The sequence below is a fragment of the Gaoshiqia sediminis genome, assembly GCF_025907915.1.
Taxonomy (GTDB): Bacteria; Bacteroidota; Bacteroidia; order Bacteroidales; family Prolixibacteraceae; genus Gaoshiqia; species Gaoshiqia sediminis.
Map to the genome: position 1 here is coordinate 1 of NZ_JAPAAF010000017.1, position 12323 is coordinate 12323.

The 12323-nt window shown below is 44.9% G+C and carries 12 protein-coding genes and 1 pseudogene; 7 read left to right on the forward strand and 6 right to left on the reverse strand.

Translation table 11 applies throughout. From position 1 onward, the window contains the following. The 5 genes and pseudogenes from N2K84_RS11940 to N2K84_RS11960 form a co-directional block, all read left to right on the forward strand. Window positions 1–273 (forward strand): annotated as a pseudogene (locus N2K84_RS11940) (hypothetical protein); the annotation flags it as partial. 441 nt (window positions 274–714) lie between these two features. Beyond that, window positions 715–1224, forward strand: coding sequence for a DUF4339 domain-containing protein (locus N2K84_RS11945; RefSeq protein WP_282592048.1), 510 nt, complete (start codon window positions 715–717; stop codon window positions 1222–1224). A 17-nt stretch (window positions 1225–1241) separates the two neighbouring features. Beyond that, window positions 1242–1715, forward strand: coding sequence for a CD225/dispanin family protein (locus N2K84_RS11950; protein ID WP_282592049.1), 474 nt, complete (start codon window positions 1242–1244; stop codon window positions 1713–1715). Next, entirely contained in the window at window positions 1705–2088 is a 384-nt protein-coding gene (locus tag N2K84_RS11955) for a DUF2752 domain-containing protein (protein ID WP_282592050.1), read from the forward strand. The genes N2K84_RS11950 and N2K84_RS11955 overlap by 11 nt, the downstream gene beginning before the upstream one ends. A 156-nt stretch (window positions 2089–2244) precedes the next feature. Beyond that, window positions 2245–2910 (forward strand): hypothetical protein, encoded by a 666-nt coding sequence (locus N2K84_RS11960; RefSeq protein ID WP_282592051.1) that lies wholly within the window; start codon window positions 2245–2247, stop codon window positions 2908–2910. 331 nt (window positions 2911–3241) lie between these two features. On the opposite strand, the gene N2K84_RS11965 is transcribed toward N2K84_RS11960, so the two are convergent. From N2K84_RS11965 to N2K84_RS11975, 3 genes are all read right to left on the reverse strand, one after another. Further along, a complete protein-coding gene (locus tag N2K84_RS11965; protein ID WP_282592052.1) occupies window positions 3242–3847 on the reverse strand; it encodes a TetR/AcrR family transcriptional regulator in 606 nt (201 codons plus the stop codon). 83 nt (window positions 3848–3930) lie between these two features. Next, window positions 3931–6075: a ribonuclease R gene (gene rnr, locus N2K84_RS11970; RefSeq protein WP_282592053.1), complete on the reverse strand. Its 2145-nt coding sequence runs from the start codon at window positions 6073–6075 to the stop codon at window positions 3931–3933. A gap of 102 nt (window positions 6076–6177) precedes the next feature. Continuing rightward, the gene (locus tag N2K84_RS11975; RefSeq protein ID WP_282592054.1) at window positions 6178–7632 is read right to left on the reverse strand and encodes a glycoside hydrolase family 32 protein; all 1455 of its coding nucleotides are present in this window, start codon (window positions 7630–7632) and stop codon (window positions 6178–6180) included. A 430-nt stretch (window positions 7633–8062) separates the two neighbouring features. Here N2K84_RS11975 and N2K84_RS11980 point away from each other — a divergent pair, with 430 nt between their 5' ends. Next, window positions 8063–8956 carry a prephenate dehydrogenase gene (locus N2K84_RS11980; RefSeq protein ID WP_282592055.1) on the forward strand — a complete coding sequence of 298 codons (894 nt, stop codon included), beginning with the start codon at window positions 8063–8065 and terminating at the stop codon, window positions 8954–8956. 1 nt (window position 8957) lies between these two features. Continuing rightward, on the forward strand, window positions 8958–10049 hold the full coding sequence (locus N2K84_RS11985; protein WP_282592056.1) for a chorismate mutase: 1092 nt from the start codon (window positions 8958–8960) through the stop codon (window positions 10047–10049). 48 nt (window positions 10050–10097) lie between these two features. Here N2K84_RS11985 and rnpA read toward each other — a convergent pair whose 3' ends face one another. The 3 genes from rnpA to N2K84_RS12000 form a co-directional block, all read right to left on the reverse strand. Further along, window positions 10098–10478 (reverse strand): ribonuclease P protein component, encoded by a 381-nt coding sequence (rnpA, locus tag N2K84_RS11990; RefSeq protein ID WP_282592057.1) that lies wholly within the window; start codon window positions 10476–10478, stop codon window positions 10098–10100. 66 nt (window positions 10479–10544) lie between these two features. Then, window positions 10545–11294, reverse strand: a complete 750-nt coding sequence (locus N2K84_RS11995; protein ID WP_282592058.1) for a uroporphyrinogen-III synthase — start codon at window positions 11292–11294, stop codon at window positions 10545–10547. A gap of 31 nt (window positions 11295–11325) precedes the next feature. Further along, on the reverse strand, window positions 11326–12321 hold the full coding sequence (locus N2K84_RS12000) for a DUF4271 domain-containing protein (protein WP_282592059.1): 996 nt from the start codon (window positions 12319–12321) through the stop codon (window positions 11326–11328). Window positions 12322–12323 lie beyond the last annotated feature (2 nt).

Sequence of the window (12323 nt, forward strand, 5' to 3'; positions counted from 1 at the left end):
GAAGAAAACCTGGAGGTATTAACAACCGAATACGGCGTAACTGCCGGGCAGGTGGACGACCTGAAGGCCGACCTCGACGGGTTTCTGGCCCTGAACGGCCAGCCCCGGGCTTACCGCGTGGCTTCGGTGCAGGCCACCAAAGACCTGGAACTGCTTTTTGCCGAAGCCAAAGTGGCACTGGAAAAACTCGACAAAGTGATGAGCATTTTTAAGCGAAGGGACGTCAACTTTTACAACGGTTACCTGGCCGCCCGCGTGATTGTCGATAACTAAAATGACGCGGTTCCCCCTTGGTTTTACTGACCAGGTGACTCGCAGTCACCGGGTCAGTGTCAAAAATTGGCGAATCCTTCGCGTGGTTTGCCAGCACAGGGCTGCATTGTACATTTGCGAGGCAGCGGGGGTATTGCCTGACGGTTAGTTGGCTGCACAAAAAATTGTTGAACCTTTGTTAATAAGTTCGCTACAGTAAGCGGTATCAGTTAAATAAGAATATGCTAAATTGAGGAACGAAAACAAAACCACGATCTGAACCCCGATACCCGATGAAGCGAAATCTGTTTCTTGCAAATGCTGAGCGCATAAATTCAATGAAAAACAGCTTGAGATGCCCGGAATAGAAGGCTTTTAGTAATTGGTGATATAAGCGAAATATAATACAGCAGTTATATACACATACGTGGCAGTAATTATAAAGACAAAAATCGACAGAATATGAAAAAGTATTTTTACTCAGATGGAACAAATAATTTTGGGCCATTTTCAATTGAAGAACTTAAAGAAAAAGAAATTGGTAGAGAAACAATGATTTGGTTTCAAGAACTTGGTGACTGGCAAAAAGCAGGTTCGATTCAAGAACTAAACGACTTATTTGCTTTGGTACCACCACCAATACAGCAGCAAAGCAATTATATTCAGCAGTCAGTCGGACAGACAAATCCAAACAGTGTGATTGATATATTCCTGTTTTTAGCCATAGCTTATTGGTTTGCAACAAATTTAATAACTTTCATTATTGAAAAAGTTGTAGATGATTGGTGGGATAATGAGTTAGTTACATATTTCCGAATAGGAACTAATATAATTTTTGCCGCAGTTCCAATTGTATTTGCTCTATCAGTTAAAAATAAAATATTGAAAATCATTGCGCTCATCTTAGGAGCTTTATTGTCTATTTACTTTTTGTATTCGAATATAGACTGGTTAATCCGAGAATTAAGTTAACCCAAAAGAATTTAGAAATGAAAAAATACTTTTACACAGACGGGACTAGCAATTTTGGACCTTTCACAATAGAAGAATTACAAGAAAAAAAAATTAACAGAGATACAAAAGTTTGGTTTCAAGAATTAGGCGAATGGAAAGCTGCTGGTGAAATTCCTGAGTTAACCGAAATTTTCAAATTAGTTCCACCGCCAATCACAAAAACAAATTCAAATTATAATAGTAAGGAGAATTTGAACAATCAAAAACCACCAAAAACTTGGTTGGTCGAATCTATTTTAGTGACATTATTTTGCTGTTTACCTTTTGGAATTGCAGGGATAGTAAATGCAGCAAAAGTTGAATCAAGGTTCTATGCTGGTGATATTGAAGGAGCAAATAGGTCATCAGCAGATGCGAAAAAATGGACTACAATAAGTTTTTGGATTGGAATTGCTGTCGGTGTAATTTATTTAATAGTAGTTATTGCAGGTGCTACAAGTGGATATTAGTAAAATTCTCAAATGGGGTATTGCAATAATTCTTGTAATAATTCTTGCCATACTGTATAGGACTTATAATCCAAACGGAAATGTTTATTTCCCCAAATGCCCATTTAGAGAACTAACAGGGTTAAAATGTCCTGGTTGTGGTTCACAAAGAGCTGCACACTACCTTTTAAACTTTAATATTTTTAATGCTATAAAAGAAAATGTAATTCTTGTGCTATCAATTCCCTACATAATGACAGGTTTAGTTTTTGACTCTTTAAAAAAGCCAAATGAAAACATCTTAAAATGGAGAAAAATACTATTTGGTCGAATAGCAATATTTGTAATTCTGACGATAATTATTGCATTTTGGATTTTGAGAAATATAAAATAACATACTGCCAACATTTTGTATAAGTAATGGCAGGCAAAGTGCTAAATATTAAGGTTTGTAACCCGCTCAAACTGCGTAGCGGTTTGACAGGAAATTACTACGCAGTCTGCCACTACTCATGCAATTTTCCGTTGTGCGTCATTTTGAATAACAATAATGGACAATATCACGATGAATCAAATTCAAGATTTTTTAAAACTAGAACAACCAATGTCCCAAAATCCTGTTCGCTTTTCAAATATTGTTCTTTTATTAAAAGCGGCAAGAAAATTGACTGGAAGAAACATCGAGACAGGTATTTATGAGATGAACGAAATCAACGAAGAAGATATAGTTAATGGACTTTATCATTCATTTCAATACGTTGGATTGATAAATTATCTAATACTTCTTGAACAGCTTGGGAGTATTTTTTCACCAAAGCAAGAAACAATTTGCTCTAGCAATGGAATTTTTTGCGCTCTGACAGATTTCTCAGAATTAGAAGACGAATTAAAAGTGGGTGCCATCGTAGCTCTTAGACACTCATTAACCCACAAATTTGGACTAGCAACAGAAAAGAAAAAAGACAGAAAAAAGTTACAACATAAATATATTTTAAGTATCGACCGAAATTCAAAAATTGTAGAAATACCTTCTAATCCTTGGGATGGAAACTATTCAGACAAATCAGATGGAACTTCTACAACGATTTTCATAAAGGACTTAGAAGAACTAGTAGAAAATATTTACCAAACAATTAAGACAATGCTTGACAAGAATGAATTAATCGTCAAAATTGACTTAGATGAATTATATTCAAGGTATACGATGACATATTAAAAAAACGAACGCCCCAACTCCTCATCTTAGCGGAGCGGTGATGAGGGGGAAGCTGCTTATCGTTTTTAACGACAAAGAGAGGATGGCGATTTGTACGAAAATCCGGTTTGGTGACGATGGTTTCCTCATCGGATTGTTTTTTTTTTATCGTTCCGGGCGGGACGATGCAGGTATGAAGGATGGGTAAATATTCAAACGGAAGAATCATATTTCCGCCCGTGTTGAGGCGGTTTCCGTCGGGCTAGTTGATCCGAAGGAGGATGCCTTCCCCCTTCCCGGGTTCAAGGGAGGTGAAGAGCTTTGAATGTTGGAGGGGGATGAGTGTTTATAGTTACCGTTTCATGATGCCGTAGCAGAGGATTTTCAGGATGTTGTCCACCCCTTTTTCGAGATTGATGGTTCCGTAGTCGCCTGCCGTCAGGGGCATTTCCAATCCTTTAATGGCTGTGGTAATCCCGATGGCCGCGAGGGTGAAATCATACACCTCGAAGGTGTTTTTTCGCACCCCTTCGATCAGGATGCGCTTGATCATGCGGATTTCTTCCTGGTTGTACTTGTTCTTGATATTTTCGATAAACTCAATGGCTGTCACATCATTTTCAAGGGCGTGGTAAAAATTGGCCAGGCCGCGGAAGGTGGTGAGTTTGGTCAGGATGTAGTCGCGCAGCTTTTCTACCGGGTCGGTATTGCGCATGACCACTTTCTCGAGTTCGCGTTTCAGAACATCTACTTCTTTTAAAATGACGGCCTGAAACAGGTCTTCTTTGCTGTCGAAATAATAATACAGGGAACTTTTACCTTTTCTGACAGCATTCGCGATGTCGTCCAGCGTGGTTTTTTTGTAACCGTATTTGCTGAAAATGTCTTGGGCAATCTTTAAGATGTATTCGCGGTTAGCATCTTTTTTGTTTGTCCCGTTGTCAGGGTTCATCACCATATTCAGGCCGTTTAAAATTTAGCAGTGTAAAGATAGTTCTATTTTTCGACTTCGTTCAACCAAAGTTATGACGCATTGGCGAGCTATTCTTTAACAAGCCTGAAGTCAAGCTGTTTCTTTTCCAGATTGGCCCGGATGATTTCGACCCGCACTTGTTCACCCAATTGGTAACTTTTCCGGCTGTGCCTGCCAACCAGGCAATAATTCTTTTCGTCGAAGATATAAAAGTCGTCGTCCAGCTCGCGCAGGGGTACCATTCCTTCGCATTTGTTTCCCAGTTCAACATAAATTCCCCAGTCGGTGACCCCGGAAATTACCCCGGGGAAAATCTCGCCGATGTGGTCTTTCATAAATTCAACCTGTTTGTATTTGATGGACGAACGCTCGGCATTGGCCGCCCGGTTTTCCATTTCGGAGGAATGTTTGCAGTACTCCTCGAATTTCTGGGCGTTTACCGACCGGCCACCATCCAGGTAACGCTCCAGCAGGCGGTGGACCATCACATCCGGGTAACGGCGGATGGGGGAGGTAAAATGGCTGTAATGTTCGAAGCCAAGTCCGTAATGGCCGATATTCCGGGTCGAATACTCTGCTTTAGCCATGGATCGGATGGCCAGTGTTTCGATGACGTTCTGCTCGGTCCGGCCCTGAACGTGTTCCATCAGCTCGTTCATCGATTTGGAGATGGCCCGCGGCGAGGTGGTCATGATGCCGTAGCCGAATTTCTTGATGAAATGGTTGAAGTTGTCCAGCTTTTCCGGGTCAGGTTTGTCGTGGATCCGGTAAACGAATGTTTTTGCCGGTTTGCTGCCTTTTACTTTGCCCACAAATTCGGCCACTTTTTTATTCGCCAGCAGCATAAATTCTTCGATAAGTTTGTTGCTGTCTTTCGATTCTTTGAAGAAAACCGAAAGGGGTTTGCCGGTTTCGTCGATTTCAAATTTCACCTCAATCCGGTCAAAAGCGATGGACCCTTCTTTGAAACGGCGTTGCCGCAACTTTTTGGCGAGCTGATCGAGCAGGAGGATCTCCTCCTTCAAATCACCCTCGCCGGTTTCGATGACTTCCTGCGCCTCTTCGTAAGCGAAGCGGCGGTCGGAGTGAATGACCGTTTTTCCAAACCATTCTTTTACGATATCGGCCTGTTCGTTTAGCTGGAAAACAGCCGAAAAGCAGAGCTTATCTTCGTTTGGACGAAGCGAGCAAACGCCGTTCGACAATTTTTCGGGCAACATAGGCACCACGCGGTCAACCAGGTAAACCGAGGTGGCACGGTTGTAAGCCTCGTCATCCAAAATCGAATTTGGTTTCACGTAGTGGCTGACGTCGGCAATGTGTACCCCCACTTCCCACAAATCGTCCTTCAGTTGGCGGACCGACAGGGCATCGTCAAAATCCTTGGCATCGGCCGGGTCGATGGTGAAGGTGGTCACATCGCGCATGTCGCGGCGTTGTTTTATTTCCTCTTCCGGAATTTCTTCGGGGATCTTCTCGGCCGCTTTCAGCACGTTTTCGGGGAACCGCAGGGGCAGGTCGTACTCGGCCAGGATGGCGTGCATCTCGGTTTCGTTTTCCCCGGCATTGCCCAGCACTTCAATAATTTCGCCAAATGGATTTTTGGCTTTCGACGGCCATTCGGTGATGCGCCCAACGGCTTTTTGCCCATCTTCGGCGCCGTTCAGCTTGTCGAGCGGGATAAACATGTCGAAGCCAACTTTGCCCACCGGGATCAGGAACGCAAAGTTACGAGAACGCTCAATGACACCCACAAAGGTGGACTTGGCGCGTTCCACAATTTCGGAAACCTCGCCTTCCAGCTGGTGTTTTTTGCGGCTGGCGTACAGGTAAACTTTCACCTTATCGCCTTCCATGGCATGGTTGAGGTTGCGCTGCGAAACCAGCACCGGCTGGTCCAGTTCTTCCGAAATAATATAGCCGAACCCCTGGGGCTGCAGTTCAACTTTTCCGCAGACGGTGCCCCCGCGCGACTTCAGTTTGTACTTGCCGCGCATGATTTGTTCCAGGCTTTCATCTTCGGCCAGCTCGTCAAGCACGACGTTGATGAGTCGGCGAATTTCCGGGTCTTTCACCTCCAGGGCTGTTGCCAGCTGTTTGTAATTATAGGTTTTTTGCGGGTTTTCGTAGAATACGTTCAGGATGGCTTTTTTCAGGTTTTTCTTATTGAAGGTAGAACTCAGGCCTTTTCTCTTTTTTTTCTTCTTAGCCATGACGGTGTTTTTTATTTTGATTTGAAGGTAGCGCATTCGCCTTGAATAAAAAAGGAGGAAAGCAATTGTTTGCCGTCCTCCTTCAATATCTTAACAAAACGCTTATGGTTCTTGTTCGTAGATCGATTTCAGCGGGTAAATTTCCAGCTTTTCAACCAGCAGTTCCCCTCCCGTGTTGTAAAGGACCAATTCGGTGGCTTCTGCTTCGGGCGTAAAACTGTTTGTCATAACCATCTTCCCATCGTTACCGAATATTTCGATGGAAGCACGGTCGAGCAGGATTTCCAGTTTTATTTTTCCGTCTTCGGGCGCCAAGGTAGCTGCTTGTCCCAGACAGCTCAACGTGTTTTTGGTGGCATCGTAACGGATTTCGGTGCCGGTTTCTTTCTTGGAATGCCGGACCAGAAAGCCGAAACTGCTCACCGTTTTGAGGTTGAAGGTGCCGATGATGTGCAGGCAATCTCCTTTTACCTTCTTCACCAGGTTTTGGTTCAGCCCGGGGATTAGGTTTTTATCTTCAAATGCAAAACCTTTTTCGTGGAGCAGCTCAATTTCTTTTACCGGATTTCGCAGCAGGTACATCCCGTCGAGGTAAGTTTTCAGCGATAGTTCGCAGGGAAACCCCATTTGTCCGTTAAAAGGCATGTCCGGGAAATTTGCACCACGCATCCAGGCAATTTGGATGGTTCGGCCGTCAGCCTCGGGCAGGTTGTTCCAGGTTTGGGTGGCGTAGTAGTTGGCTCCAAAATCACTCTTCAGCTTAATGGTTTCCGGGGTGAAATGGGTACCATCAAACTGGCCGATGTGGTAAGAACCATCTCCGTCGAAAATTACCCAGCGTTTTTCATCGGGTCGCCGGTTTACGGGCAGTTCCACCAGATCGGGGCACTCGTAAAATCCGGGCAGATGGCTCTGAAATTGCCAGTTGATCAGGTCGGAAGAGTTGTAAAACGAAATGCCCTGCGACCGTTCGTCGCCATCCGGTTTGCGCCACAGCAGCATGACATATTTTTGCGATGGTTCGTGCCAAAACACCTTGGGGTCGCGGGCATCGTCCTTTTCATCAAAGGGGATGAGCGGGTTTCCTTCGTATTTCAGCCAGGTGCGTCCTTTGTCGGTACTGTAAGCCAGGCGTTGACCGCACTGGTAGCTGGTATAGAAAATCAGCAATGCGGGCTGGTCGCCTTGCTGCAATCCGGTCAGGTTTCGCTCGTCCACCAGTGCACTGCCCGACCAAGCTGTGCACCGTTCCTTGTCGCGCGAGTCTTCGTCGGGGGTGATGGCAATGGGCAGGTGCTCCCAATGCAGTAAGTCGGTGCTTACGGCATGTCCCCAGTTCATAAAACCCCACTCGTTTCCAAGTGGATTATGTTGGTAGAACAGGTGATATTCGCCATCAAAATATAACAGCCCATTGGGATCGTTCATCCAGTTTTGTGCGGGTGTGAAGTGGAATTGAGGGCGATAACTTTCATTATTCGGTTGTCCGGCAGCTTTTTCTGCACAAAACAATAACAAGGAAAGAATTGCAAAAACCTGGGTTAATGTGTTTCGCATGGCATAATGGTGTTGATAAAACGAATAAGCAAATAAAACGAAAATTAACCATTATTTCGATTAGTTTTTGAGACTTAATCAAGTTCCGAAGCCTGCTTATATTTCAGGTTGTCCCGGCTGAGGGTGTCAAAAAATAAGATTCTGAAATTGACCTGCCGGAAGGAAAATTGTTTTGAAAAGAAAGGAATCTGCAACTTTGGCTGGCAAAAGGCAAAACAAATCGGGTGAAAAATTTTGATTTCAAAATTAATGGCTATATTTGCCGTCAAATTGAAAGTGACAAGACATGCTTTTTAACAACTCATTTTATTACTGGTTTTATTATTTCGGTTCAACAAACGGGGTCGAGCAGTAGTGTATTGTTAAAAAGACAGAGAATATACAGAAAGGTCCCGAGCAAGTCGGGACTTTTTTTTTAATACCATATACCATGAATGTAACAATTATCGGACTGGGGCTAATTGGCGGGTCAATCGCCAAAGATTTGCGGAAATCCAGGTTTGCGACTCATCTGACCGGGGTAGAGGCAAATGTTTCAAATGCCGAAAAAGCCTTGGAGATCAAGTTGGTTGATGAAGTTCTTCCGTTGGAAGCAGCGGTACAAAAAGCCGACCTGGTTGTCCTGGCTATTCCGGTCGACAAAATATTGGAGCTGTTGCCTGTGGTACTCGATTTGGTTTCGGACCGGACAACGGTCACGGATATGGGATCGACCAAAAAGGAAATTGCCCAAGCCATTGAAAACCATCCGAAACGACGGAACTACATTGCCGCCCACCCTATGTCGGGAACCGAATATTCGGGGCCAACAGCCGCATTGGAAGGGCTTTTTACCGGGAAGATCGCTATTGTTTGCGATCACGAGAAAAGCGGGCCGCAGCATCTGGCACTGATCGAAAAAATGTTTCAAACCATGGGAATGAATATTGCCTACATGTCGGCCGATGAGCAGGACCACAGCACGGCCTACATTTCGCATCTGCCGCACGCGGCGGCTTTTGCGCTGGCCAACGCCGTGCAGGACAAAGAAGACCGCTCCATTATTTTTGACCTGGCCAGCGGGGGGTTTCGTTCTACCGTGCGCCTGGCAAAAAGTACGCCCACTATGTGGGGGCCAATCTTTCAACAAAACAAGCAATACGTTGTTGAATCGCTGGAAGTGTATATCAAACACCTGATTGACTTTAAAGAAAGTATTGAGCACGATGAGCAACGCATGTACGCGCTCATGGAGAATGCGAATAAGATCAGGGGTATTCTGGGAGGGGAAAACCCTTCGCTGATCAAGAACGAAGAGAAGATTGTTAAATTTTATACAAAATAAGATGGGAATAGAATTAGACATCAGGCCAATTAAAGCATGGCTGCCCAATATCAACAATCCGTTGGTGATCTCCGGGCCATGCAGCCTCGAAACCGAAGAGCAAACGCTGGAGACTGCCCGTTTGCTGGCAAAAGATCCGCGGGTTTTCATTTTCCGTGGTGGTGTTTGGAAACCGCGTACGCGTCCGGGTAGCTTCGAAGGAGTAGGCTCCATCGGTCTGAAATGGTTGCAGATGGTGAAACAGGAAACCGGGCTGCCGGTAGGAACTGAAGTGGCCAATGCCCAGCATACCGAGGAGGCGTTAAAAGCAGGATTGGATGTGATCTGGATTGGCGCACGCTCAACAGCCAGCCCGTTTGTGGTGCAGGAAATTGCCGACGTAGTGAAGGGAACGGATGCCGTAGTAATGGTGAAAAACCCGGTAAATCCGGATGTGCAGTTATGGATTGGCGCCCTGGAACGCCTGAACCAGGCCGGCATTAAAAACCTGGTTGGTATCCATCGAGGCTTCACTCCTTTCCGCGAAACCAAATACCGGAACCATCCCAACTGGAGTACCTTTATTGAGCTGCGGCGCTTGCTGCCCAACTTGCCGGTTATTTGCGATCCGAGCCACATTGCCGGGAAACGCGAATACTTGTTCGAAATCTCTCAAAAGGCATTCGACATGGGGATGGACGGTTTGATGATTGAGTCGCACCGCGACCCATCGTGTGCCCTGAGTGATAAAGATCAGCAGGTTACCCCGGCCGAATTGGCCAAAATCCTGGACAAACTGGTCATCCGAAATGCCACCATCGAAAACAAACAGTTTGAAAATCAGCTGGAATTGCTTCGCAGCCGGATCGATGCACTGGACACTGAGTTGATGGAGGTATTGTCGTCGCGGATGGAAATTGCCCGTGAAATTGGGCGGTACAAAAAGGAAAATAACGTGACGGCGCTTCAGATCAGCCGTTGGACCGAGTTGATGAACAACCGTATTGCCCTGGGGGAAAAACTCAACCTGAACAAAACATTTGTACAGATCTTGTTCCAGTTAATTCACGAAGATTCGGTGCGTATGCAGACCGAAATTATGGACGAGGAATAGGCTTTTAAGGATAAATATCAGAGGGATTGCCGCAAGGTGGTCCCTTTTTTAGTTGATAAGTCCGGCCAATTTGGTCAGGGCTTTTTTCATGCTCTTTTCAATAACCTCGTAATCTTTGATCTCTTTGGCAGAATAAATGAACATCACAGCAAGTTGTTCACCCTCGGGCAAAGCTTGGTACAGGATAGCCTTGTGCAGGCGATAGGCCTCGCGCATGCGTCGCTTCAGGTAATTTCTTTTGACGGCCCGTTTGAAATTCTTTTTGGATACGGAAAACGCTGCCTGCACCGGGTAGGGTGATAGGACTGACATTTTGCAATAAACCACTTTCAGTGGGAAAATAAAGAAGGACTGCCCATCGGAAAATAAGCTTCCAATAGCTTTCCGGCTGCACAGCCGTTCCTGTTTCTTTAAGCTGTATTCGCTCATCTTCCGGCTAAAGTACAATAAAAAAAGGGGAAAATATTCCCCTTTTCCTGTATGTGGATTTGTACACTATTTTGTTTTGTTGTGCTTTTTGATAAACTGCTCCAGGGCCATGGTCATGGATGGGGCCTGGGCCGTTGGTGCTTCAATATCGAGGCGCAGGCCTGCTTCTTTTACTGCAGCAGCCGTGCTGGGTCCGAATGAGGCAATTTTAGTCTCGTTTTGCTCAAAGTCGGGGAAGTTTTGTTTTAGCGACTTGATTCCGGATGGGCTGAAAAAAACCAGAATATCATAGTTAACTTCTTTCAGGTCCGATAAGTCGCTGCTTACTGTGCGGTAAAGGATTGCCTTGGTGTATTTAAAGCCGCCCTTATCGAGCAACTCGGGGATTTCTTGTTTGTGGATGTGCGACAGCGGAACCAAAAACTTATCGTCTTTGTGTTTCTTCATCACTTCGATCAAGTCGGAAAATTTTCCGTTTCCGTAAAAGATTTTCCGTTTCCGATAAACAATATATTTTTGCAGGTAGAACGCTGTGGCCTCGGAAATACAAAAATATTTCATCGTATCAGGTACGGTAATGCGGGTTTCCTGGCAAATGCGGAAGAAGTGGTCGATAGCGGTACGACTGGTAAAAATGACGGCTGTATGATCCAAAATCTGGATTCTGGTCTGCCTGAACTCTTTTGCAGAAACTCCCTCAACCTGAATGAAAGGTCGGAAGTCAACCTGAACACATGTTTTTTCAGCTAAATCAAAATAAGGGGATTTTGCGGACTCAGGCTTGGGCTGTGAAACTAAAATTTTCTTGATTTTCAAGATGTTTATCTTTTAAAAGTTATGGACCAACTTATACCAACACCAATTTGTAGATAAATAATAATGGTAATATTTCAAGGGCACAAAGGTACAAAATCAAATAAAATATTGAAAAATGTTTTCTCATTAAAATTCGTATCCCCCGAAATATTAACAAAATGTAAAAAAAACAGATGGCCACCAGGCCCGGAAGAATGGCCCACTGCGGGTCGGGCAGGGGGGTAAAGGCAACAACCAGGCTGATTGGAAGTAACACCAATCCCAGTATCCGGTTGTAAACACTCATGTTAAACAGAAATTCCTGTGTGTCGGGCAGGCCTCCGCTTATGTTCCCCTGGAAAAGGTAAACCAGCCGCTTTAGTAAAAAATAGAGGACAACGCCTGAAAAGATCAGCAAATACAGGACAACTGAGTTAATTTCGATACTCACCCGGAATACCTCCACTGCCTGAAAGAGGAACAGGCTGAATACAAGGTAGAAAATCACATCCAACCGGAAGGAAGCATGTGTCAGGCTTAAAGAGCGTTCGCGGAACAGGCGGGAGGACGAGCTATAGTTTATCGTGGAATCGATTAGCTGAACAAGGTATTTATTGAAAAACAACCGGACGGTAGCAAACAACACGAGTGTCAGCAGAAAGATGCCCACGACCCAGTCCGGCGTACCCCTGTCAATTTTTTTTTCTGGCAAAACAAGCTCGTTTCTTCCCGGAGCGGCGGTATATAAAACAATTTCGTCGGGCTGGATGGCCACCACGGGTGGTTGTGTGAGAATCTCGTTATTCTGGCGTCGGCTGAGCTGGTTTTTATTCAAATAGGCGGCTGCAGCTTTATTCCTTGCATCTTGCAATGTATCGCGTTGACTTACCGAATCAACAAAACGCACATCCATCGGCTCAATTAGTTTCCGGGAAATATCGAGTGATTGAGACGACTTGAACTCAACAGCCTGGTGAAGTTGCTTTAAGAGGGTGTCTTGCTGAAGTGCAGGTTGTATCATGCTGCCGTTTGGTAAATTTCGTTGCAAAA

Coding starts and splice junctions, on each gene's coding strand:
- N2K84_RS11985 (WP_282592056.1), top strand. CDS start 8,958: ATGGGAATAGAATTAGACATCAGGCCAATTAAAGCATGGCTGCCCAAT.
- rnpA (WP_282592057.1), bottom strand. CDS start 10,478: ATGAGCGAATACAGCTTAAAGAAACAGGAACGGCTGTGCAGCCGGAAA.
- N2K84_RS11975 (WP_282592054.1), bottom strand. CDS start 7,632: ATGCGAAACACATTAACCCAGGTTTTTGCAATTCTTTCCTTGTTATTG.
- N2K84_RS11945 (WP_282592048.1), top strand. CDS start 715: ATGAAAAAGTATTTTTACTCAGATGGAACAAATAATTTTGGGCCATTT.
- N2K84_RS11980 (WP_282592055.1), top strand. CDS start 8,063: ATGAATGTAACAATTATCGGACTGGGGCTAATTGGCGGGTCAATCGCC.
- N2K84_RS11950 (WP_282592049.1), top strand. CDS start 1,242: ATGAAAAAATACTTTTACACAGACGGGACTAGCAATTTTGGACCTTTC.
- N2K84_RS11960 (WP_282592051.1), top strand. CDS start 2,245: ATGGACAATATCACGATGAATCAAATTCAAGATTTTTTAAAACTAGAA.
- rnr (WP_282592053.1), bottom strand. CDS start 6,075: ATGGCTAAGAAGAAAAAAAAGAGAAAAGGCCTGAGTTCTACCTTCAAT.
- N2K84_RS11965 (WP_282592052.1), bottom strand. CDS start 3,847: ATGGTGATGAACCCTGACAACGGGACAAACAAAAAAGATGCTAACCGC.